The sequence below is a fragment of the Pseudomonas sp. NPDC089401 genome (assembly GCF_044749485.1).
Classification (GTDB): domain Bacteria; phylum Pseudomonadota; class Gammaproteobacteria; order Pseudomonadales; family Pseudomonadaceae; genus Aquipseudomonas.
The window spans coordinates 811,245-834,369 of the sequence record NZ_JBIVIA010000001.1 but is presented as its reverse complement, the minus strand read 5'-3'; the positions used below and the strand labels follow the sequence as shown (position 1 = coordinate 834,369).

Sequence of the window (23,125 nt, the reverse complement as noted above, 5' to 3'; positions counted from 1 at the left end):
GGTTGCGCCGCCTGGTTACTAGCTTGTGCCGGAACCTTACATACGTTAAATCTATATTTTCTTTCGCTCAGTTACCGGATTGCTCACGCATGACAAAAAAAATACCGCTACAGCAAATCAGTGATTTTGATTTGAGGCTCTTGCGAGTCTTCAAGACCGTGGCCGAATGCGGCAGTTTCTCGGGTGCCGAGAGCGCCTTGGGCATCACCCGCTCGGCGATCAGCCTGCACATGGGCGACCTGGAAAAGCGCCTGGGAATGCGGCTCTGCCAACGCGGCCGGGCCGGCTTCGCCCTGACGGATCAGGGGCGCGAAGTGTTGCGCGCCAGTGAAACCGTGCTGGTTGCCATCGAAGGCTTCAGGAGCGAAGTCAATCAGATGCACCAGCATCTGCGCGGCGACCTCAACCTGGGTATCGTCAACAACCTGGTGACGCAACCGAAGATGCGCATCACCCACGCGCTCAAGGCAGTACGCGCCGAAGGCAGCGGGGTGCGGATCAACCTGAGCATGAGCACCCCTGGAGAAATCGAGCGCGGCCTGCTGGACGGGCACCTGCACGCCGGCGCCGTGCCATTGATTTCGCCCCTGTCTGGCCTGGATTACAGCCTGCTCTACGAAGAACGTTCCAACCTGTATTGCAGCCATGAGCATCCGCTGTTCGCCAAGCTTTCCCACGTCAGCGACGAAGATCTGGCACTGGCCGATGCCGTCGTTCCCACCTACCGCATGACGGCCGAGGCCATCGGCCTGCACCAGTTACTCAACTTCGCAGCGTCTGCGACGGACCGCGAAGGCATCGCTTTTCTGATCCTGACGGGCAGCTATATCGGCTTTCTGCCAGACCATTACGCCGCCACATGGGTTGAGAAAGGGCTGATGGCGCCCCTCGACCCCGACCGGCTGTACTTCGATGCCAAGATCGCCATTGCCACGCGCAAGGGGCGCAGACAAAACCTCATCCTCGAGCGCTTCCTGGACACCTTGCACCTCGGCAACACCCCCGCCTGACACTCGAACCTCTCCGCGCTGACTACGCCCCCCACTCACGAAAACATCGTGAGCGGGGGCGCTTTTGCTCCAAAAAATTATGTGCAGCGTGTTGACACGCTCCGCATAACCGCAATAGCCTGAATGCACTGCTGCACACAGCGCGGCACTCAGAATAAAACAACGATTCGTCCGCTTACTCTTCTGCCTACAAGAACAAATCACCGGAGAGATTCAACATGGCACGGTCCTTTTCCAGCAAAGTCGGTGGCAGCCTCGCCTGCATAACCACAGCGGTGACGCTCCTGATCCAGCCCGCCGCGCACGCCGAGGAACAAACGTGGCAGAGCGTGCAGAAGGCTGGGGTACTTCGCTGCGGCGCAGCGGTAGCCGCCCCCTATGTGATGCGCGATCCGTCGTCCGGTCGGTACAGCGGCTACTTCGTCGACCTCTGCCGCGACTTCGCCGAGAACGTGCTGAAGGTGAAAGCGCAGTTCGTCGACACCAGCTGGGATAACCAGGTGGCCGGTGTGCAGAGCGGTAAATGGGACATGGCCATGGCGCTGAACAAGACGCCCGAGCGCGCCAAGGCCGTGGCGTTCTCGGTGCCGGCCACGGACTACCAGATCTCGTTGCTGGTCAACAAGAAGAACCCAAAGTTCGCAGGCCTCGGTAACAATCTGGCCGACTACGACAAGCCGGGCGTGACGATTGCCGTGATCTCCGGCACCGCCGCGGACAAGGCAGTCTCCGCGGCAATCAAGAACGCGACACTGATGCGCCTGCCAGGCTCCGATGAAACCCGTATGGCACTGATGTCCAAGCGCGCAGACATTCTTGCCGACGCCAACGACACCAACCATCTGTTCGCCATGGCCAACGACTGGACCCATGAAGTGCTTCCGCAGCCGGCACTGGCCAAGCAGGGTGTTTCCTTCGCCCTTGCCCTGCAGACGCCCCCCGAGGACATCGCTCGACTCGATGCCTACCTGACCCAACGCCGCGAGGCGGGTGAGATCGACAAGCTGGTGGACAAAGCCTCTGCCGAAATCCTTGCGGGCCAGAAAGCCCAGTAACTCTTGCCGACATGCCGAGGGCCCTGACCACGGGCGCCCTCGCGGAGACGACACTGATGACCAGTCCTCATTTGGTGGCCTCGCAGCCACAGGCTTCGCTCAACTCGAATTTCCCTCAGGGCGGCTCTTTCATCCAGCTTAAAGGCGTGCGCAAAGCCTATTCCGAAGAGCTGGTGGTCATGGATGGCATGAACCTGGACATGCGTGCCGATGACCGCCTGGTGATCATCGGGCCGTCCGGCAGCGGCAAAAGCTCACTGCTGCGTGTGCTGATGGGCCTGGAGGGCATCCAGGGCGGCAGCATTCAGTTCCAGGGCAAGCCGTACATCGACGGCAGCCGCAAACACGGCAAACCCCTCGACGAAACCCTGCACAAACAGATTGGCATGGTGTTCCAGCACTACACCCTGTTCCCGCACCTTTCCGTGCTCGGCAACCTGATCCTGGCCCCGGTGAAGGTGCATGGCCTGGGCAAGGCCGAGGCCACCGAAAAAGCCCGCGCCTACCTCGCCCGCCTGGGCCTGGAAAGCAAGCTGCACGCCTATCCGAGCCAGTTGTCCGGCGGCCAGAAGCAGCGCGTGGCAATCGCCCGGGCATTGATGCTCGAGCCGCGCCTGATGCTGTTCGATGAAGTCACGTCGGCGCTGGACCCGGAAATGGTCATCGAAGTGCAGAACGTGATGATGCAGCTGGCCGAGCAGAAGATGGCGATGATCATTGTCACCCACGACATGCACTTCGCCCGCCACATCGCCACGCGCGTGGTGTTCTGCGCCAACGGCAAAGTGGTCGAGCAGGGCCATCCCGAGCAGATCTTCACCCAGCCCAAGGAGGCTCGCACCCGCGAGTTCCTGGAAAAGGTCGTGCATTTCGAGTGAGGGCACTGCCATGAACTACCAATTCGACTTCCATTTTCTGAACGGCAGCCTGCCGGCACTGCTGGACGGACTCAAGGTAACGCTGGAACTGGCCCTGGTCTCCAACCTGATCGGCCTGACCTGCGGCTTCCTGCTGTGCCTGATGACCCTGAGCCGCTGGTTCTTCGTGCGCTGGCCGGCCCAGCTGTTCATCGAGTTCTTCCGCTGCACCCCGGCGCTGCTGCAGATCGTCTGGTTCTTCTATTGCGTGCCGATGCTGTTCGACGTGTTCATCGACCCGATCGCCATGGGCTTCCTGGCGCTGGGCCTGAACCTTACGGCATTCAACGCCGAGGCCTACCGGGCCGGTGTCCAGGCGGTGCCGCGCGAACACCTGGATGCCTCGATCGCGCTAGGCCTGAAAAGTTGGCAAAGGACGCTCTACGTGATCCTGCCGCAGTCCCTGCGCAGCGCCCTGCCCGTGCTGATCACCAATGGCATCGGCACCCTGCAACAAAGCGCGCTGGTGGCCATCGTGGCCGTCGCCGACCTGATGTACGTGGGCAAAAGCCTCGCCACCGAAGCCTATCGCCCACTGGAAACCTACACCCTGATCGCCCTTGTCTACTTCGCCCTGTCGCTGCCAATTGCGCAACTGGTGCAGTGGTTCGAGCGGCGTCAGGAACTGGCCGGCCAGCGCTGAGGAGATAGCCATGCCACTCGATTTCTCGGTTGTTCTGGCGTACTGGCCAGTGCTGCTCAAAGGCCTGCTGCTGACCTTGGCGTTCACCGGCGCCTGTGCCCTGCTGGGCAGCCTGCTGGGCTTCGTGGTCAGCATGCTGCGCCAAGTGAAGACACCGCTGCTGCGCCTGCCACTGACCCTGTACGTGGAGTTTTTCCGCGGCACGCCGCTGCTGATCCAGCTGTTCTGGGTGTTCTTCTGCTTCCCGGTGGTATTCGGGCTGGACATCCCGCCGTATGTGTCGGTGCTGATCGCGCTGACGCTGTTCATGGGCGCGATCACCAGCGAGACCTTCCGCGGCGCCCTCAAGTCCATCGCCAGCGAGCAGCATGACGCCTGCACCGCGCTAGGCCTGAGCTCGAAGGTCAAGGTGCTTTACGTGATCTTCCCGCAGGCCTTGCTGCGCGCCGTGCCACCGCTGCTGTCGAACGTGGTCAGCCTGTTCAAGGAGAGCGCGCTGATCTCCTCGGTAGGCGTCGCCGACCTGATGTTCGTCGGACAGAACATTTCCAACAGCACCGCGCGCCCGGTCGAGTTTCTCTCGGCGGTCGCGGTGATCTATTTCCTCGTGGCCTTCCCGCTGACCCGCCTGGTCGGTGTGGTCGAAGGGCGCCTGCTGCGCCGCTACGCCTATTGAAGCGACCTGACCGGTCTTGATTACTGAAATAACCACTCGGAGAGTCATCATGAAACTGAACGGCATCCTGCCTGCCTTGGTTACCCCATTCGACGCCGCTGGCAAAGTCGACCACGACACCCTGGCCTCGATCCTCGAGCATCAGCTCAACGTTGGCGTCAGTGGTTTCGTTCCGCTGGGCTCCACGGGCGAATACTACGCACTGACCAACGAAGAGCGCCGCCAGATCCTGGCCACCGTCAAAGAAGTGGTCGGTGACCGAGGCACCCTGATCGCCGGCGCCAACGGCTCTTGCACCCGCGAAGTGCTGGAGCAGATCAAGCAGACCGTCGATGCCGGCTACACCAACCTGCTGATCGCCCCGCCCTACTACGCCCTGCCGTCCCAGGAAGAGTTGCTGGCGCACTACAACACCATCCTCGAGACCTTCCCTGAAATCAACGTGGTGCTCTACAACTACCCCGTGCGCACCAACGTCGAAGTTGGCCTGGACGTTATCGCTGCACTGCATGAGCACCCACGCGTGATCGGCATCAAGGAAAGCAGCGGCAACCTGTTGCGCGCCATCGAAATCGGTGAAAAATACAAAGGCATCCAGCTGTCCTGCGGTTCCGACGACCAGGCCCTGGACTTCTACCTGTGGGGCGCCGACAGCTGGATCTGCGGCCCGGCCAACATCTTCCCGGAGAAGGTCGTGGCCTTCCACAAGGCGTTCACCAGCGGCGACATCCGTGGCGCCCAGCAGATCATGCGCAGCCTGTTCCCGGCCATGGCCAACCTGGAAAGCGGCAAGTTCGTGCAGAAGGTCAAGTACGGCGCAGAGCTGGCCGGCTTCAAGGTCGGCAATGCCCGCGCCCCGCTGCTGCCACTGACCGATGAAGAAAAAGCCGAGTTCCGCAAGGCGTTCGAAGCAACCCAGCAGTAATGCTACACGGGGCCGCCACGCGGCCCCCTCGCACCCTCTCTTGATACGAGACAGACCCATGAACACCCCACAATCGTCATCGCAGAACGCCGTAGTCATCGGCGGCGGTATCGTCGGAGTCTGCTGCGCGCTTTACCTGCAGCGCGAAGGCCACAAGGTCACGCTCATCGACCCCGCCGCACCGGGCGACAGTACCGCCAAGTGGAGTTGCGGTCAGATGGCGGTCAGTGAAGTCATCCCATTGTCCAAGCCGGGCATTCTGATGAAGATCCCGGGTTGGCTGCTTGACCAGAAAGGCCCCCTGGCCCTGCGCCCAAGCGCATTGCCGGGCATCCTGCCGTGGTTCCTGCGTTTCCTGGCCTGCGCCCGCTCATCGAAGATAAATGAAATCGCCCAGGACATGGCCCGCCTGACCCAGCACGTCTATCAGGATTACGCACCGCTGCTCGATGCCTGCCCGGACAAGACGTTGCTGGGTGACCGGCCGATCCTCGAAGTATTCGGCTCGCCCGCCGGCCTGGCCCACGAACGTCCGCACCTGGAGCTGCGCAAACAGCTGGGCTTCAAATCCGAAGAACTCGATGGCGCGGCAATTGGCGACCTGGAGCCGGCATTGGCCGGCAAGTTCCAGCATGGCCTGCTGTTCCCTGACTGGCGCGCCGTCAACGACACCGAAGGGTTCATCGCCGCGCTTACTGCAAGCTTCATCAGCCAGGGCGGCACGCGCGTGCGCCAGAGCGCCGTGAGGATCGACGAGAACCATGACCGCGCCAGCGGTGTGACCCTGGCCGATGGCACACGCCTGCCGGCTGATCACGTGGTGGTCGCCGCCGGTACCGGTGCCCGCCCCTTCTTCGACAGCCTCGGGGTGAACGTACCACTGGCCGGCATCGCCGGTTACCAGGCAGTGCTGCCCCGGCCTGAGGTGGAAATCCGCCACTCGGTCATCTACGCCGACGGCGGTTTCTGCTTCGCCCCAATGACCCGCGGCCTGCAAATCGGCGGCACCATCGAGTTCGCCGCCCCAGGCGCCGAGCCGAACTTCAAGCGCGCCGAAATCATCATGGAAAAGGCCCGCCGCGTGCTGCCGCAACTCAACACCCAGGGGATGGAGTTCGGTGTCGGCTACCGGCCGTTCCTGCCGGACACCAAGCCGGTCATCGACCGCTCGCCGCGCCTGAACAACGTGATCATGGCCTTCGGCCACGGCCAGCTCGGCTTGACCCTCGGCGCCACCACCGGCCGCCTGGTCGCCGACCTGGTCGCACACCGCACACCTGCACAAAGTCTGACCGCATTCAGCGCCCGTCGCTTCGCCCTTATTGGAGGTACAGCATGAACCGTTACGAGCAGTTCTACATCAATGGCCAATGGGTCAGCCCGATCAATGGCGGCAGCTTCGAATCCTTCGACCCGAGCGATGAAAGCCTGATCGCGACCGTCGCATCCGGTTGCGCCGAGGATATCGATGTTGCCGTGAAGGCTGCCCGTGCCGCCTTCGACGAGGGCCCATGGCCGCGCCTGAGCGGTGCCGAACGCGGCGCCTACCTGCGCAAGATCGCCGATGGCATCCGTGCCCGCCAGGAAGAGTTGGCGACCCTCGAAGTGCGCGACAACGGCAAGCCGTTCCCGGAAGCCATGTGGGATATCGGCGATACCGCCGGCTGCTTCGACTACTACGCTTACCTGGCCGAAGAGCTGGACCGCAATCGCGAAAAAGACGTGTCCCTGTCCGATGACCGTTTCAGCTCGATCGCCCGCAAGGAGCCGATTGGCGTTGCCGGGGCCATCGTACCGTGGAACTTCCCGATGCTGATGGCTTCGTGGAAGATCGCCCCGGCACTGGCGGCAGGTTGCAGCATCATCCTCAAACCCGCCGAGCAAACCTCGCTGACCGCGCTGGAACTGGCGCGCATCGCCGATGAAGCCGGCCTGCCTGCCGGTGTGCTGAACATCGTCACCGGCCCAGGCTCAAAGGTCGGCGCAGCGCTGACCGCGCACCCAGGCGTGGACAAGCTGGCCTTCACCGGCAGCGTGCCGGTGGGCAGCCGCATCATGCAAGCCGCCGCCCAGGACATCAAGAACGTGACCCTGGAGCTGGGTGGCAAGTCGCCCTTCGTGATCTTCGCCGACAGCGACATCGAGAAGGCCGTCGAGTGGATCATGTTCGGCATCTTCTGGAACAAAGGTGAAGTCTGCTCGGCAACCTCCCGCGTGCTGGTCGAGCGTTCGGCCTACGAGCCGCTGCTCAAGCGCCTGGCCGAGGAAACCCGCAAGATCAAGATCGGCAACGGCATGGAAGAAGGCGTGCTGCTCGGCCCGCTGGTCAACCGCAGCCAATACGAAGGTACTCTGAAAGCCATCTCGCGCGGCCTGGAAGAAGGCGCACGTCTGGTGTGCGGTGGCGAACGTCCGGCACACTTGGACAAGGGCTTCTACCTGCAACCGACCGTGTTCGCCGATGTGCCGGAAGACAGCTGGATCTGGACTGAAGAGATCTTCGCCCCCGTGGTGTGCATCCGCCCGTTCGACACTGAAGAGGAAGCGGTCAAGTCGGCCAACAACTCGCGCTTCGGCCTGGGTGCAGCGGTCATGTCCAAAAACCTGGAGCGCTGCGAGCGTGTCGCCCGCAAGTTCCGCGCGGGTATCGTCTGGATCAACTGCTCGCAGCCGACCTTCACCGAGGCGCCCTGGGGCGGCTACAAAACCAGCGGCATCGGCCGCGAGCTGGGTGAATGGGGCCTGAACAACTACCTGGAAACCAAGCAGATCACCCGCTACGACAGCGAACAGCCTTGGGGCTGGTACATCAAGTGAGGGTATAGCCATGCGTTGGAAACAGACGCTTCAGCTGGCTGAAGTGCACTGCGAAGGCGAGATCGGCAAGGTCATCACCGGGGGCGTCATTGGCGTCCCGGGTGCCACCATGCTCGACAAGATGAACTACATCAACGAAGTCGACGACAGCCTGCGTCGCCTGGTGACACTGGAGCCACGTGGTTGCCTGCAGATGTCGGTCAACCTGCTGCTGCCGCCGACAAGGCCGCAAGCCCACGCCGGGTTCATCGTGCTGCAAGCCGACAAGGCCCACCCGATGTCGGGCAGCAACTGCATCTGCGTGGTCACTGCATTGCTCGAACTGGGCATGGTGCCTATGCAGGAGCCGGAAACCACCGTGGTGCTGGACACTCCGGCCGGCCTGGTCACTGCCCGCGCTCAATGCGCGGACGGCCGTTGCCTGAGCGTGTCGCTGGACATGGTACCGGCCTTCGTCGAGCACCTGGACCTGGCGATCGAGACCGAGCAGTTCGGCACGATCAATATCGATGTCGCCTTCGGCGGCGTCTTCTACGCCTTGATCGATGTCGAACAGACCGGTCTGTCGATCGCGCCGGAAAATGCCCGTGCCTTGGCCGATGCCGGTGTTGCACTGAAGGATGTGATCAACCGCCAGCTGGATATCCAGCACCCGCTGCTGCCCTCGGTCAACGAAGTGGCATACGTGATGTTCCGCAACCGCCTGGACGATCGCACCTATCAGACCTGCACCACGCTGCCACCAGGGCGAGTTGATCGATCGCCCTGCGGCACCGGTAGCTCAGCTAATCTCGCCACCCTGGCTGCCCGTGGCCTGGTACGACCAGGGGACCATCTGGTATCCCAGTCGACCATCGGTGGCCAGTTCCAGGTCGCCCTGCTGGGCCACGCTGAAGTAGCCGGCAAGCCTGCGGTCTTACCGCGGGTAACCGGTCGGGCATGGATTTACGGCCTGCAACAGTTGGGGGTCGATCCCGACGATCCACTTGCAGGAGGCTTCATGCTCAGTGATACCTGGGGAGCCGGTTTGAATCAGTGATCTCATGTTTGCCTGTGCTCGGGTTACACCGAGCACTTCTGCTTCATCGGATCAGAAAGGTCTCCAGGTTGTATCAGACGGTGTTGATCGGGGCGCCACATCTCCCATGGATGTACGCTTCAATCACATGGATGGCCACTGTTTGACGCTTGATACTCCCGCCCCCATGCTAGGGGCACACAAAGTCCGCAGAGACTGAAAATTATCCAGGCCTGACCTGTATGATACGGGACAGACCAACCGAGACCTGATGATGGCAAAAGATAACGACACCGAAAGCGGCCCTCGCAGGCACAGTGGACGGTACATTTATGAAGAGCTTCGCAAGCAGATTCTGACGCTCAAGCTCAAGCCTGGTGTACAGCTTGACGAGGTGTCCCTTGCTGCGCAGTTCGGGCTATCCCGTTCCCCCGTACGTGATGCGTTGGCGCGACTGATCACTGAGGGTCTGGTCGTCATCTTGCCCAACCGTACGACGCTGGTGACACCGTTCGAGATCGAAGAGTTTCCGAATTATGTTTCCGCTCTCGACCTGATCCAGCGTGCTGTAACCCGCCTCGCGGCAACCCAGCACCGGCCGGAAGACCTGCAAGCTATCCGAGATGCGGATGCGGCCTACCTGAAGGCGGTTACCACAGGCGACTTCCAGGCCATGTCGGAACTGAACAAAGCCTTCCATATGGCGATCGCCCATGCGGGTCGCAACCCCTATTTCATCACCTACTACGAGCGCCTTCTCGGTGAGGGGCAACGGCTCCTGCATCTGCACTTTGATCACGTCGTCAGCTCTGCAAGCGCTCACCGCCTGGGCCGCGACCATGACGAGATGATCGAGGCAATCGCAGCCCGGGATGCCGACGCCGCCGAGGCCGCAGCTCATGAACACACCATGTTGTTCCAGCGCCGCTTCCTGGACTACATGCAACAGAACCTCACCGCCCGCATGTCGGTCGGTTAACGACCGGTCAAATCAACTGCTGATGCGGCTCTTCCTGAAACGCGGATAGAGCCGCAGCACTGCATTGCCCTTCTGCCCGCCGTTCCCACGCTATCGACCTGTATTCGCTGCACGCTGCGCAACCCGCAATCGTAGCGCTGGCTGGTTTCAACCACTTGTCTTGTTGCATGCAAAGCTGCACACATGATATCAAGTTGCGAGTTCCATCCCTCTCTACAACAACAATCGGTGAGGTCAGGCGTTCAATGAACAGATTCGAAAACAAAGTCGTAATCGTCACCGGAGCAGCTGGCGGTATCGGTTCCTCCATTGCCAAGCGGTTCGCGGGTGAAGGCGCCTGCGTGGTAGTCAGCGATGTCAATTGCAAAGCCGCAGAAGAGCTGGCGCAGGGCCTTCGCGCTGAAGGGCACAAGGCCATCGCCCTGGCAGCTGATATCGCTCAAGGTGAAGCCTGCCGCCGGCTGGTCAGCGAAGTGGTCGAGCAGCTGGGACGGATAGACGTGCTCGTCAATAACGCAGGCATCAATCGTCGCGGCAACCTGCTCGCACTGAGTGAGGACGACTGGCACGCCAGCTTCGCGGTCAACGTCGATTCGATGTTCCACCTGTGTCGTGCAGTTTTGCCAGTGATGATGGAAGCGGGCTCTGGCGCGATCGTCAACACAGCGTCTCAATGGGGCCTCCACCCTGCCCCTGGGCACATCGCCTATAACGTCACCAAGGCCGCTGTAGCTTCGTTTACTCAAAATCTTGCCCGCGATTACGCCCCACACAACATTCGGGTCAATGCCGTATGCCCGGGTGAAATCCACACGCCCATGCTTGAAGCGGGCGTGCTACGTTCAGGGCGAACCATCGCCGATCTCGACCGGATGGTTCCGCTGGGCAGGATTGGCAAGCCCGAGGAAGTCGCAGCGCTGGTAGCTTTCCTGGCATCTGACGAAGCAGCCTTCATGTGCGGCTCGCTGGTAGAGATAACCGGCGCTCAAGCAGTGGCGTGAATAAACGAGGGAGGCACCCGGGAGACTGGGTGCCATATGCCTGCCAATTCAGTTACGGCTGAAAGCCAACTTGGCAGCGAATGCCATGAAGATGATCCCGGTCGTGCGATCCATCCAGCTGATCACCGCGTCACGGCGCAACACCTTGCCAAACGACTGTGTCGCCATGATCAACACCAGAGACCACACAAGACCGAGCAGGACATGAATCCCTACCAAGCCGAAGGTCCACGCAACCAGAGGCTCTCCCTGAGGGATGAACTGCGGAAGAAACGATACGTAGAAGATGCCCACCTTCGGATTGAGTGCGTTGCCCAGCAGCCCCTTCACGAACCAATTGGACGCCGACACGTTCTGTAGCGCGTCTCCCGCCAAGGAACGGCGCGGGCGCAACAGCATGCCCAAGCCCAGGTACAGGAGATAGGCTGCACCGCCGAACTTCAGCACGCTGTAGGCAAACTCCGAGACTGCAAGCAGCGCCCCCAGTCCGAAGGCCACGGCCGCCCCCCACAGCATGCAACCGGCATTGATCCCCAACGCGGCGCGCAGGGCCTGCGCCCGCCCCTCGACCGTTGCGGTTCTGAGTACCAGCGCCGTATCCAGGCCTGGCGTCAGCGTCAGCACCGTCGCTGCCAACGTGAAGGCAATCACGTTATCCATGTAAGGCATGTACACCCACTCTATGTCGAGACAAAAAAACGGCCCAGGTCACAGGCTTATGAACTGGGCCGTATACAGCTTGCAGCGTCAGCTTATGGCAGTGTATACGCAATCACACTGTCACTGCGGGTATCGGAGTGCGGCGAACCGCCAGCGAAAATGACCACATACTGCTTACCGGTCTTCTCCGAACGATAGGTGATCGGGCCACTCTGGCTACCCGCTGGTAGACGAGACTTCCACACCTCTTCACCTGTGCGGCTATTGAAGGCTCGCAGGTAGAAGTCCTGGGTACCGGCGAAGAACAGCAGGCCGGACTTGGTTGCCAGCGACGGGCCGAGCGTCGGCATGCCCAGAGGCAGTTTCAAACCGGTAGCGATGTTGAGTGGGCCGGTGTCCTGTACCGTGCCGACCGGTACTTGCCATACCAGCTTCCTGGTCTTGAGGTTGATAGCCGACAGCGTACCGAAAGGCGGTGCCTGGCATGGCACACCCAGCGGCGACATGAAGCGCTCGCGCCAGGTCCCGAACGGCGTGCCCTTCTGCACGATGATGCCCATGCCTTCACTGCTGCCAGTGCCCGGCGGGATGTCCTTGGCCGGTACCATGTTGTAGTGCAGGCCGAGGCGCAGGTCGTTTACGAACATCAGGTGGGTAGTCGGGTCCACCGACGCGCCGCCCCAGTTCATGCCACCCAGCGAACCTGGGTATTGGATCGCCCAGTCTTCACCCGGCGGGGTAAATACGCCGTCGTAGCGACTGGACTTGAAGATGATCCGGCACATCAGCTGGTCGAACGGCGTGGCACCCCACATGTCCGACTCCTTGAGCACTTCGTTGCCGATGTTCGGCATGCCCACGGAGTACGGCTGGGTTGGCGAATAACGCTCGCCGGGCAGATTGCCTTGCGGCACCGGGCGCTCTTCGATGTCAGCCAGCGGTTTGCCGTTGGTGCGATCCAGCAGGTAGATCATGCCGGTTTTCGAAGTCACCGATACCGCCTTGGCGACCGAGCCGTCATCGTTGGGGATGTCGTAGATCAGCGGTTGGCCGGTGACGTCGAAATCCCAGATGTCGTGGTGCACGGTCTGGAACGACCACACAGGGCGGCCGGTGGCGACGTTGACGGCAACGATGGAAGAGCCGTACTTGTCGTCAGCTTCGGTACGGAAACCTGCCCAGAAATCAGGGGTGGCGTTGCCAGTTGGCAGGTAGACCATGCCCAGCTCGGCATCATAGGACGCTGCCACCCACACGTTAGGGGTACCGCGGGTGTAGCCTTCTGGCGACAACGGCTCGCGCGTCACCTCAGGGTTGCCCGGATCCCATGCCCACACCAGCGTACCGGTAACGGCATCGAAGGCGCGAACCACCCCTGGCGGTTCACCGGTTTCAAAGTTGTCGATCACTCGACCGCCGACGATAACCAGGTTACCCGCCAATAGCGGAGTCGAGGATTGCTGGTAGTAGCCTGGCTTGACTTCACCCATGCCGGCCTTGAGATCAACGGCGCCATTATCGCCAAAGTTGGCCACCGGCTTGCCGGTGTGCGCATCGATGGCCATCAGGCGACCGTCACCGGTCGGGAAGATCAGGCGTTGTGGGCTCACCGAGGCGTCCAGCGTTGCATCAACGGCCACGCCTGGCACGTCAGCCACTTTCTTGGCCGTGGTGGCATCGAAATAGGCCATGCCGCGGCAGCGCTGATAGGTGGAGTTACCTTTGCCCGCCGCGAATCGCCAGTTTTCCTTACCGGTGTCGATGTCGTAGGAAATCACAGTGCTGTAGGTGGTGCAGACATACAGGCTGTCACCGATTTGCAGCGGTGTGTTCTGGTCCTCAGCGTCGCCCAGACCAGGTACGACAGCCTCACCTGTGTGAGCAGTCCAGGCAACCTTCAGGTCCTTGACGTTTGCCGGAGTGATATCGCCTACACGCGAGAAGCGGGAACCATGGGTATCACCGGCCCATGCTTTCCAATCACCGGGTTCTTTGTCGCCTTTTTCGACAGGTACATCATTCGCGGCGGCAACCGACTCAGCGTCACGGATGACATTCTTTGGCTCAAATGCGCTGACGGCAGTGATTACAACCCCTACCGACGCCGCAGCGCCCAAGGCCACGCCTGTGATACGAGCCTTGCGCGAGCGAGTGAACAGCGGTACGGAGAATGCTACCGCAGCACCAATCATTGCGAATGCCAGCACGCGAGATAGCAGCGGCCAGAACTGCAAGCCCACGTCCCACAGCGCCCAGACGACGGTATAGAGCACCGCAACCGCGATGAGCAGCACACCCAGCGAGCGGCGACGGACGATGAGCCCACCGGCTGCAACCAGCATGAGGCCAGTAATCAGGAAGTACCAGCTTCCACCCAACCAGGCCAACCATCCGCCGCCACCGATGAAATAGAGGCCCGCCAACAAAATTATCGTGCCGAGAGTCGCGAGCCATGCGCGTCCCAAGCGACCCGGATTTACACCGTTCACCACGTTTACGTCCTTTCTGGATTGCGAAAAGACAAATTGTCGCATGCGTACAGCTCAGCACACAAACAGGAAGACTGTGTTGTGCACAAATATTTCGACTTATTTCGGTCTAAGTCAGACGCCGCGCCGGGGTTAGTGAGCGCATCCAGACCCGGCGATAAACAGCAGCGCATTAATTGCCCATCAGTCTGAGCCGCGCACATCGCTGGCAAATCGCCACACTACACTTCCTTTCCTCAGCTGCCGCTTCATCCCCCCCGCGCATGTCCAAGGAAAGGAGATCTGCCATGACTGCTGCCGAAAAATCCGCCACCACCGCCCCCGCCCTCACCGTGACCAACCAGAGCGGCGACGCCCTGGCCGTGGTCAGCGCCTACAGCGACGACGACGCCAGCGCCCAGCAGGTCTACAACCAGACCCTGAGCCTGCTCAAGACCAGTTCGGGCGCCAGCACCATCGCCAGTACCACGACCGCCGACGTGGTACTGGTCGGCGCCGCCGGGCAGGTGATCTTCGACCTGCTCTATTCGCGCCCGGCCAACCTTTACCCGGTGTGCAACGCCACGGTGATGACCGTCGGCAAGCCACCCCAGCCGCTGACCGTGACGGCGCAGGATGCCGCCACCCTGACCAACGCCTTCACGTTCATCCAGACCATCTCGGCCTACCCGTCCTCGAGCCTGGCACAGAACTACGCGGCGGCCGCGCAGAGCGCCGCCAACAGCACCTCGAACCAGGGCATCGACTCGACGATGAGCGCGTTCTTCGCCAGCACCTCGCAGTTCAAGGACCTCGACGTGGTCAGCGTGACCACCGCCCAGACCTACCTCAGCGCCTTCCCCTTCGGCTGGGCGCAGAGCATGGCCAGCTACACCTACTACCTGTATGCCCCCGGCACCGCCAGCAGCGACAGCAGCAGTGCCTCGCCAAGCCTGCTCGGCAGCCTGACCCTGGTGCGCAAGAGCAACCCGCCGCTGCCCGCCGACCCCACCGACCACTCCGGCGGCTATACCCTGGCCTTCACCGACAGCAGCAACAAGGTCACCCCGCTGTTCTACAGCGACGGCCAGTTCGTCTCGAGCCTCACCGATGATGTGCCGACCCTGTGTTTCAAAGGGCTGTTCACGGTGAAAAGCCAGTTCAGCGGCAACACCGACGACACCCAGGTGCTGCCGATCCTGCACGGCAGCATCGGCGGCGTCACGGTGCTCGGGCTGAACTTCAAGCTGCCGGCCAACGACGACAGCAACGAATGGTATGCACTGTTCCACCCGAAGAGTTTCTACCAGTTCCTGCAATCGGCCGCCTTCATCGTCGGCGTGCTGATGGCCGCCGAATGGGTTGGCAGCAAGGTCGTCGCCCTGGGCAAGTACATCAGGGACAAATGGAACGGCGAGGTGCCGAAAACCCAGGAGCAGAAGCTCCAGGAATTCACCGACCGCCTGGAGGCCAACCAGAAGGAATTCTTCGACAAGATGGCCGAACGCTTCGGCCCGCAGGACCCGGTCAACGTGCCGCAGCCCCAGGACCTCGGCCCGACCATCGAGGAACTGCGCGCCGAACTGGTGAGCGATCTGTCGGACCTGCAGCGTGCGGGCCTTAACGACACCATCGACACGCAGCTGGGCCAGATTGAAGACCTGGCACGCATCTCCGACACCCAGTCGCTCAACGACGCGGCTACCAGACTCGCCAAGGCCCGGGACGACCTGAACGATGCCTTCACTCCGGAGGAAATGCAGAGTGCACTGGCCGAAGCCACTGCAGCGGTGAATGACGCGCACACGACCATTGGCGAGTCGATCGAGACCAATGCCCAGAAAATGGACAACGAACTCAAGCGCCAACTCGACGAGGATCAACTCGCGGTAGAGGACTCGCAGAGGCTGAACGAAGAAATCGAATCGACCAAAGACGACGTCAAGGACGGCGAGTTCGACGAACACCTCGAACCCGTGGAGCTCTGACCCGCCCCCTCAGCCACTGAGGCCGGCCACCCGCCGGGTAGCCGGCCGCACACACGGAAGCGCCGCCATGACCGATACCCTGATCAGCGTGGTCAACCAGCTGGACTTCACCCTGGTTGTCTACGACACGATGTCGCAACCCGTCGGCGACCCGCCGAGCACCAACCCGGCCGACTACTACCCGGTGTACAAGCAACTGGGCACCGTCGCCCCCGGGCAGACCGCGCAGATCCCCAGCCCGGAGCTGCTCCCGCGGCTGGTCATGGCCCGGCAGAGCGATGACTTCCCGGTGCAGCTGTTCGTCCCGGACCTGGTCCATGAGAACTTCAGCACCACCGTCACCGCCGACGACCTGGCCTCGACCACCGCCGCCTGGGCCTTCTACCAGAGCTACGTCAGCCAGCCCTATGCACCGCTGGCGCTGCAGTTCAGCGAGCTGGTGACCGACCCGGCGAACATGCTCACCCTTGACCAGCAGGTTTCGGCACTGCTCGCCAACAGCCCTTACAAAGGCGCCGACTACGACGCCTTCAACATCGTTGCGTTCTGGGCCGGCAACTCGCTGTACGCCTGGAACGGTACCTACTACTGCTACGAGCCGACCACCGACGGCGGGCAACTGGTGCTGCCGCAAACCACGGTCGGCACCGTGCTGATCCACAACGGCAGCGCCACCTTCACCGACACCCTCGGCGCCAGCACCGCCCTCGCCCTGTACAACCAGCAGCTCAGCTCCAGCGGCGCCAGCAAGAGCACCGGGCTGATCACCACCGGCACCCTGCGCGACCTCAGCTGGGAAGGCAAGCCCGAGCAGCTGGCGATGTGCTGGTCCGGCACCCGTGACGGCAAGGTGTTCATCGCCCAGCCCTACCAGCAGCCGAACATTCCCTGGTGGGTGGCGGCCTACGACATGGCCTTCATCGCCTTCGAAGCCGTTCAGATCGCCATGACCGTGGACATGGCCGTGCACGTGCTGCAAGGCGCGGCCAGCGGCTTGAAATGGCTGGGGCAGAACGCCCAGAAGCTGTACCAGAACGTGTCCCAGCGCCTGCAGTCGATAGGCGAGAACGCCAACCCGCTGGGCGATGTCGGCGACCCGGTGGACCCGATCAACGTCGACGTCGACGTGGATGTCGATGTGGATATCGACATCGACGTGGACATCGATGTGGACGTGGACATCGACGTGGATATCGACATCGATATCGACATCGACGTGCTGGTGGTGGACATCGACGTGGACATCGATATCGACATCGACACCGACAACGTGGTCGACAACGTGGATGTGACCGACACCGACGTCGACGTGGACATCGACACCGATGTCAATGTCGAGCCAGGGATGGTCCAAGGCCTGGTCAACAAGGTCGGCAACTGGATCATGACCAAGGGCTTCCCGGCCCTGGTCGAGAACCTCACCATCATGCTTGCCTTCCAGACCGCCGGGCAGTTGCTCAACGCCTGGAAGGGCTCCTCCGAGCAGTACCTGGCCTCGCTGGCGCCGCAGCAATCGACCGGCGTCGGCCTGCTGGTCAACAGCATGCTCAACGAGGCCAACCCGGTGCAGACGCGCTGGGCCACCTTCGCCCAGTACGTCAAGGAAGCCGAGCCGGACAACACCACCCAGCAGATGAACATCGCCACCGTGCTAATGACCGCCAATGCCCCCGCCGACAAGGCGCAACAGGCCTGGCGCTGGTCGAGCGACGACGAGAACGCACTGGTCGGCCAGATGGCCGCCTGCGCCAGCGCCGACCAGGCCTACCTGCTGCTCGGCGGCTACACCTACAAGGGCCAGGTGCTGCCGATCAAGGTCGGTTGCAGTGTCGCGCTCAAATACCTCAATCGGGTTGCCGGCTAAGCCTTCGGCGAGGAGTTCCGCATGATTCGATCCACCGCAACGTCGCCTGAAAGCGCACCCGCCTACGCCGACAAGCAGGCTCACGCCCAGGCCTGGGAGGCCCTGGCCCGGGACATCGCCCGCCAGCCGCAGGCCTCGGAAACACCCGCGGCCAGCAAGCCGACAGCCGGGCAGCTGACCATCATCGGCTCGGGCATCGAGACCATGGGCTTCAGTGTCGGCGACGAGGCCCTGCTCAAGGCCGCCGACAAGGTCTTCTACTGCGTCGCCGACCCGGCCACCACGGTCTGGCTCAAGCACCTGCGCCCGGACGCCTTCGACCTGTACGTGCTCTACGACGACAACAAGGTGCGCTACCACACCTACATGCAGATGAGCGAAGCAATGCTGCACCCGGTGCGCCAGGGCGAGCACGTGGTGGCGGTGTTCTACGGCCACCCGGGGATCTTCGTGCTGTCGACCCACCGGGCGATCGCCATCGCCCGCCGTGAAGGCTACCCGGCGGTGATGCGCGCCGGCATCTGCGCCCTCGACTGCCTGTGTGCCGACCTGGGCATCGACCCTTGCCACCCCGGCCTGCAGACCCACGAGGCCACCGACATGCTGGTGCGTGACCGGGCACCGGACACCAGCCTGCACGTGGTGCTGTGGCAAGTCGGGCTGATCGGCGAAATGGGCTTTCGCCGCGAAGGCTACCTGAACGAGAACTTCTCGATCCTGGTGCAGTACCTGCAGCAGCATTACGGCGACGACTACCCCATCACCCATTACATCGCCTCGCGCTACCCCGGGGTTGCGCCGGTCATCGAGCACTTCCCGCTGAGCACGCTGCACGACCCGCAGGTGCAAGTGCGCTTCACCGGGATCTCGACCTTCTATATCGCCCCCAAGGTCAGCCGACCGAGCAACCGGGAGATGGCCATCCGCCTGGGCCTGCTCAAGGACCACGAAATCCTCAAGACCCCCACCCAGGCGCAACGCGAAGTCGACCGCTACGGCCCGCGCGAACTGGCGGCGATCCGCCAGTTCGCCAACTTCACGGTGCCGCCGGACTATCACTGGCAGGCCTCCACGCCTGCCAGCCATTTCATCCTGGCGCTGAAAAACGACATCGGCCTGCGCCAGCGCTTTGCCGCCGACCCGGCCGGCACTGTCCACAGCGAAGCGTTCCCGGGTCTCAGCGGGCGCGAGAAACGCCTGCTGGCCAGCGGCGACCCCGGTGCCATGCAGATCGCCGCCAAAGGCGTGTTCGCCAAGGACTCCAACAACAAGGCATTCCTGGTGCAGATGCTGCGCAGCAAACGCCTGGCCGGCGAAGTGCGCAAGGCTTGCCTGGCTTGCGACAGGCGCAGCGGCAGCCAGCACCTGGAACAGGTCGCGCGCTTTCAGGGCTGGGCGTTCGAGGTGGCCAGCCTGGCGCAGGACATCGTCCTGCTAAACCGCCACGACAGCTTGCCCTGGACCGGGGTCTACTTCAGTGCCGCGGCGCAGCGCCTGATCGTGCTCATCGGCGATCAGGGCAAGCCTGAGCAGTGCCTGCTTTACGTCGATGGCCAGGCGGTGCACCACGCACGCTACGAGAAAGGCATCCTGAAATGGGCCGCAGCCAGCGGCAATCGGCACAACGGCTTCCTGCGCAGCGACCTGGGCCCCGGGCGCAAGCGCCGGCTGATCGGCGCGATCTGGAGCGAGCAGGACCCGCTCCCGGCCGCACATGCACTGATCGCCGACGCCCTGCCCCCTGGCGGGTTGATGCCAGTGCACCTGGTCGGTGAGCACCGCAACCCCTCGGGCGACAGCCTGCAGATTGCCGTGCAGGCGCAGCAGGTGGTGGCCCGGCTCAATGGCCAACCGCTCGGCAGCGGGCTGAGCATCAGCGGCTGGTCGCTGTGCGTCGATGACCTGCGCTTCGACCTGGAGGCGCTGGGGGCAGCGCCACAACTGGGCCATCGCTATCGGCGCCTGGCCTCGCTTGCCGACCCCTACTGGGGCCGCTACGTGTTGCACAACCCGCTCGCCGACAGCCCGGCCATCAGCCTCGACTGGTCCGCCCAAGGCCTGCTGGTGAATGGCCAGGCCGTGGCGCACAGCCGCTTCAGCGAGCAACGCCTGAGCTGGAGCGGCGGCCCGGCGCTGGCGGCCAGTGGCACGCTGGAGTTGCTCTGGGACCCGATCACCCTCGACGCGGTGCTGTTCGGCAGCCTTGGCCTGCCCGCCAACGGCAAGGTCAACTGCATCGGCGCGCGGCAAGGTGCGCAGCAGTTGCCGGCGGTCAACCCCTGGGCCGCGCAGGGGTTGTCGGCACAGGGCTGGGCATGGCTCTACCAGCTGTGCGCCACGGCCAGCCAGGACGCCGGGGGGCTGATGCTCTGGCAGAAGTGGCAAAAGTACGCGTTCAGCACGGCGGTGATGAATCGCCAGCTGCACGCCGTGCTGCGCTAGGCGCCGCGGGCCATGGACCTGTTCCGTCACCAGCGCGCTGGCGGGCCCGTGGGGGTGTGGATGGCCAAGGTGGTGTATGACACCGAGGCCTTCCCGTTCCAGCGGATTGTCGCCCAGGACATCTTTGCCGTGCCCGACCTGGCCCTGCTGCATCGGGAGCAGGCCGGGCGAGCGCAGTGGCGCGGTGACGAACGCGCCGGCTACCAGGCCAACCTGCGCCTGCGCGAGCGCATGACGGGCCTGGCCGAGGACTGCAGGCTGTACCAGGCCTACCACGGCTTCGCCCGCAACGTGATTGCCGCCGCGTTCGGCGGCAGGATCGCCTACGCCAACCAGCCCAAGTGGCGGGTGCACCTGGCGCATACCTGCAGTGTCAGCGCCTGGCACTGCGATGCCCAGGTCACCCGGCGCAGCGACCAGCTGACCGTCTGGGTACCGTTCGTGGATGTCGAGCACGGCTGCACGATGCATGTCGAGACCGGCTACGGGCGGGGCGACTTCACCCCGGTGCCGCTGCGCTATGGCGAAGCGTTGGTCTTCGACGGGGGCTACCTGGCGCATGGCACGGTGCACAACCATTGCGAGGTCACGCGGGTGAGCATGGACCTGCGCTTCGCCTGCCACCGCGGCACCACCGCGAGCTTCGAACGCTTGCGCGAAGCGCGCCCGGAACCGCTGCCGAGCTGGGATTAGCGCCCTGCCACCGCACGATTTGATGCCTTTGCGCGGGCGCCCTGTTGCGAAATCGATGGCGGTGAAATACTGTACGCACATACAGCACAACAAGGAACCGCCTCCGTGGCCAACACCGCCGAAGCAACCGCAAGCAGCTACCAGCAACTGGGCCTGCGCATCCAGAAGATCATCAACAACCCCCTCGCCCAGCGCAGCCGCGCCGCGCTGATCTTCCGCCTGGAACACGAATCGCCGGACGACTGGGAAACCCTGCTCGAGGAAATCGCCGAAAACGACAACGTCACCCTCGCCCACCGCGACGATGGCGGCGTGCAGATTTTCTGGACCGTACCGAAAGAAGACTGATCACACCTCAGGGCAACGCCTGCAGATAAGCGCTGGCCTCACGGTAACGGGCCAGTCGCGCCAGGTCGGCAGGGCTGGGGCACGGGATGCGGGAAAGGTCGCTGTTGTCGGCGAGATCCGCCAGCTTGACCGTGCGCGCCAGCGGGTCGCCCCCCAGGCGCACGACGAAGTCTTCGTAGCGCTCGCCCTTGTTCCGGCTCAGCGCCAGCAAGGCGGCGAGGATTTTCAGCGGGAAGCCCTCACGGGCCAGGTCGGCAAGGGTCAACGGCGTGTCTTCGATCACGTCGTGCAGCACCGCGACTATGCGCTGCTCCAGCGTGCTGACCCGCATCATCACCCGCAACGGGTGGAGGATGTACGCCGCCCCACCCTTGTCACATTGCCCTTCATGTGCCCTGGCGGCCACGGCAATGGCCCGCTCCAGCGTAGACATGAGGCCCTCCCGTTCTGGCTAGTCTCAGGCCAAGCATAGCCGGGGAAGGCTACAGATAACAGATCGCCTGTCAGCGTTGGGCGCCGTGCTGGATGACCACCGAGTCGGTGCCCAGCTTGGCCATGACCTCGGCCTTGCGCGCCTCGGCCTCGGCCTTGCTCGGGAACGGCCCCATCAGCACCACCGGCTTGCCTTCGCGGTATTCCACCGACGAGGGGATGCCCTTTTCGATCAGGCGTGCGGTCATGTCGCTCAATGCGCCCATGTTGGCGCCCTGGATCACTTCGACATCCCAACCTTCCGGGGCCGGCTGGTCGGCCAGGGCCTCGGCACGGCGCTGCAGGTCGGCGCCGCCGCACTGCTCACGGATGCGCAGGTCGTTGCCATTGTCGTCGACGATGATCTGGTACTGGCCGTCAGCGCCCTTGATGGCCACATAACTGCGGTAGGCTTCGTACTGCCCGGCGTCGTCCTTGCCGCGCACCTGGCCGCAGATGGTGCCCTTGGTGTCGATCCGCACGTTGCCGAACTTGGCGGTCTTGGGGTTGTGCAGGTGCTCGGCAACCTGCTTGTGCACACCCTCGACCTCGTTGTCACAGCCCGCCAGGGCCAGCACTGCCACTACCACTGCCAGTTTGCGCACGCGTTTACCTCCAGATTCGAAGGGGCGGATTCTAGCATGGCGGCCCACGGCATCGCCCGCGACCAAAGGTTACACGCTGCTTCGTGGAGCGGTTCGCAACCAATACGCAGGAATGCAAGAAGGGCGACCCTTGCGGGCCGCCCTTCTTGATGCCCGGAAAACCGGGACTTTGTTTGGTAGGCACAATTGGACTCGAACCAACGACCCCCACCATGTCAAGGTGGTGCTCTAACCAACTGAGCTATGTGCCTGTCGTGTGGTGCGCATATTAGTGATCGAATGCGTACCTGTAAAGCGTTTTTTTCAAAAAAATCAAAAACTTTCAGAAACCTGCGGGCGCCCGCTGCCGAGCGCGGGCAGTGATCCATAATGCAAAAAGGGCAACCCTTGCGGGTCGCCCTTTTCGATGCCCGGAAGCCGGGACTTTGTTTGGTAGGCACAATTGGACTCGAACCAACGACCCCCACCATGTCAAGGTGGTGCTCTAACCAACTGAGCTATGTGCCTGTCGTGTGGGGCGCATTCTACCCAATCCAGAAACCCTG

Annotated in this window: 20 protein-coding genes and 2 tRNA genes; 16 read left to right on the top strand and 6 right to left on the bottom strand. The window is 62.8% G+C overall.

Going from position 1 to position 23,125, the window contains the following annotated elements; all coding sequences use genetic code 11:
• Positions 1-89: 89 nt before the first annotated feature.
• The 11 genes from ACIP21_RS03870 (at position 90) to ACIP21_RS03820 (ending at position 11,041) form a co-directional block, all read left to right on the top strand.
• On the top strand, positions 90-1,010 hold the full coding sequence (locus ACIP21_RS03870) for a LysR family transcriptional regulator (protein ID WP_400684300.1): 921 nt from the start codon (positions 90-92) through the stop codon (positions 1,008-1,010).
• Between the two features lie 218 nt (positions 1,011-1,228).
• On the top strand, positions 1,229-2,065 hold the full coding sequence (locus ACIP21_RS03865; protein WP_400684136.1) for a substrate-binding periplasmic protein: 837 nt from the start codon (positions 1,229-1,231) through the stop codon (positions 2,063-2,065).
• 56 nt (positions 2,066-2,121) lie between these two features.
• Positions 2,122-2,943, top strand: a complete 822-nt coding sequence (locus ACIP21_RS03860) for an amino acid ABC transporter ATP-binding protein (RefSeq protein WP_400684133.1) — start codon at positions 2,122-2,124, stop codon at positions 2,941-2,943.
• Between the two features lie 10 nt (positions 2,944-2,953).
• Positions 2,954-3,625 carry an amino acid ABC transporter permease gene (locus tag ACIP21_RS03855; protein WP_400684131.1) on the top strand — a complete coding sequence of 224 codons (672 nt, stop codon included), beginning with the start codon at positions 2,954-2,956 and terminating at the stop codon, positions 3,623-3,625.
• 10 nt (positions 3,626-3,635) lie between these two features.
• Positions 3,636-4,301 (top strand): amino acid ABC transporter permease, encoded by a 666-nt coding sequence (locus tag ACIP21_RS03850; RefSeq protein WP_400684128.1) that lies wholly within the window; start codon positions 3,636-3,638, stop codon positions 4,299-4,301.
• A 49-nt stretch (positions 4,302-4,350) separates the two neighbouring features.
• Positions 4,351-5,226 carry a 4-hydroxy-tetrahydrodipicolinate synthase gene (gene dapA, locus ACIP21_RS03845; protein ID WP_400684126.1) on the top strand — a complete coding sequence of 292 codons (876 nt, stop codon included), beginning with the start codon at positions 4,351-4,353 and terminating at the stop codon, positions 5,224-5,226.
• Positions 5,227-5,284: 58 nt separating this feature from the next.
• Positions 5,285-6,565 (top strand): NAD(P)/FAD-dependent oxidoreductase, encoded by a 1,281-nt coding sequence (locus tag ACIP21_RS03840; protein ID WP_400684124.1) that lies wholly within the window; start codon positions 5,285-5,287, stop codon positions 6,563-6,565.
• Positions 6,562-8,043 (top strand): aldehyde dehydrogenase family protein, encoded by a 1,482-nt coding sequence (locus ACIP21_RS03835; RefSeq protein WP_400684122.1) that lies wholly within the window; start codon positions 6,562-6,564, stop codon positions 8,041-8,043. Before ACIP21_RS03840 ends, ACIP21_RS03835 begins: the two co-directional genes overlap by 4 nt.
• A 10-nt stretch (positions 8,044-8,053) precedes the next feature.
• Entirely contained in the window at positions 8,054-9,082 is a 1,029-nt protein-coding gene (locus ACIP21_RS03830) for a proline racemase family protein (RefSeq protein ID WP_400684120.1), read from the top strand.
• A gap of 250 nt (positions 9,083-9,332) precedes the next feature.
• A complete protein-coding gene (locus tag ACIP21_RS03825) occupies positions 9,333-10,040 on the top strand; it encodes a GntR family transcriptional regulator (protein WP_100851664.1) in 708 nt (235 codons plus the stop codon).
• 245 nt (positions 10,041-10,285) lie between these two features.
• On the top strand, positions 10,286-11,041 hold the full coding sequence (locus tag ACIP21_RS03820) for an SDR family NAD(P)-dependent oxidoreductase (protein WP_400684118.1): 756 nt from the start codon (positions 10,286-10,288) through the stop codon (positions 11,039-11,041).
• 48 nt (positions 11,042-11,089) lie between these two features.
• On the opposite strand, the gene ACIP21_RS03815 is transcribed toward ACIP21_RS03820, so the two are convergent.
• Both ACIP21_RS03815 and ACIP21_RS03810 read right to left on the bottom strand, forming a co-directional pair.
• The gene (locus tag ACIP21_RS03815) at positions 11,090-11,710 is read right to left on the bottom strand and encodes a LysE family translocator (protein WP_400684117.1); all 621 of its coding nucleotides are present in this window, start codon (positions 11,708-11,710) and stop codon (positions 11,090-11,092) included.
• 83 nt (positions 11,711-11,793) lie between these two features.
• The gene (locus ACIP21_RS03810) at positions 11,794-14,235 is read right to left on the bottom strand and encodes a membrane-bound PQQ-dependent dehydrogenase, glucose/quinate/shikimate family (RefSeq protein ID WP_400684115.1); all 2,442 of its coding nucleotides are present in this window, start codon (positions 14,233-14,235) and stop codon (positions 11,794-11,796) included.
• 242 nt (positions 14,236-14,477) lie between these two features.
• On the opposite strand from ACIP21_RS03810, the gene ACIP21_RS03805 reads away from it, so the two are divergent.
• The 5 genes from ACIP21_RS03805 (at position 14,478) to ACIP21_RS03785 (ending at position 21,504) form a co-directional block, all read left to right on the top strand.
• Complete coding sequence (locus tag ACIP21_RS03805; protein WP_400684113.1) at positions 14,478-16,157, top strand: hypothetical protein; 1,680 nt, start codon at positions 14,478-14,480, stop codon at positions 16,155-16,157.
• 67 nt (positions 16,158-16,224) lie between these two features.
• Entirely contained in the window at positions 16,225-18,021 is a 1,797-nt protein-coding gene (locus ACIP21_RS03800; RefSeq protein ID WP_400684110.1) for a hypothetical protein, read from the top strand.
• A gap of 21 nt (positions 18,022-18,042) precedes the next feature.
• Entirely contained in the window at positions 18,043-20,463 is a 2,421-nt protein-coding gene (locus ACIP21_RS03795) for an SAM-dependent methyltransferase (protein WP_400684107.1), read from the top strand.
• A gap of 12 nt (positions 20,464-20,475) precedes the next feature.
• Positions 20,476-21,156 carry a hypothetical protein gene (locus tag ACIP21_RS03790; RefSeq protein ID WP_400684104.1) on the top strand — a complete coding sequence of 227 codons (681 nt, stop codon included), beginning with the start codon at positions 20,476-20,478 and terminating at the stop codon, positions 21,154-21,156.
• 105 nt (positions 21,157-21,261) lie between these two features.
• Entirely contained in the window at positions 21,262-21,504 is a 243-nt protein-coding gene (locus ACIP21_RS03785; protein WP_054884963.1) for a DUF1654 domain-containing protein, read from the top strand.
• Positions 21,505-21,511: 7 nt separating this feature from the next.
• On the opposite strand, the gene ACIP21_RS03780 is transcribed toward ACIP21_RS03785, so the two are convergent.
• From ACIP21_RS03780 to ACIP21_RS03765, 4 genes are all read right to left on the bottom strand, one after another.
• Positions 21,512-21,937 (bottom strand): GTP pyrophosphokinase, encoded by a 426-nt coding sequence (locus ACIP21_RS03780; protein WP_400684101.1) that lies wholly within the window; start codon positions 21,935-21,937, stop codon positions 21,512-21,514.
• Between the two features lie 70 nt (positions 21,938-22,007).
• Complete coding sequence (locus tag ACIP21_RS03775; protein WP_400684098.1) at positions 22,008-22,580, bottom strand: SPOR domain-containing protein; 573 nt, start codon at positions 22,578-22,580, stop codon at positions 22,008-22,010.
• Between the two features lie 174 nt (positions 22,581-22,754).
• Positions 22,755-22,831: transfer RNA gene (locus tag ACIP21_RS03770), tRNA-Val, on the bottom strand.
• A gap of 179 nt (positions 22,832-23,010) precedes the next feature.
• Positions 23,011-23,087 (bottom strand) — tRNA-Val (locus ACIP21_RS03765).
• Positions 23,088-23,125: the final 38 nt, after the last annotated feature.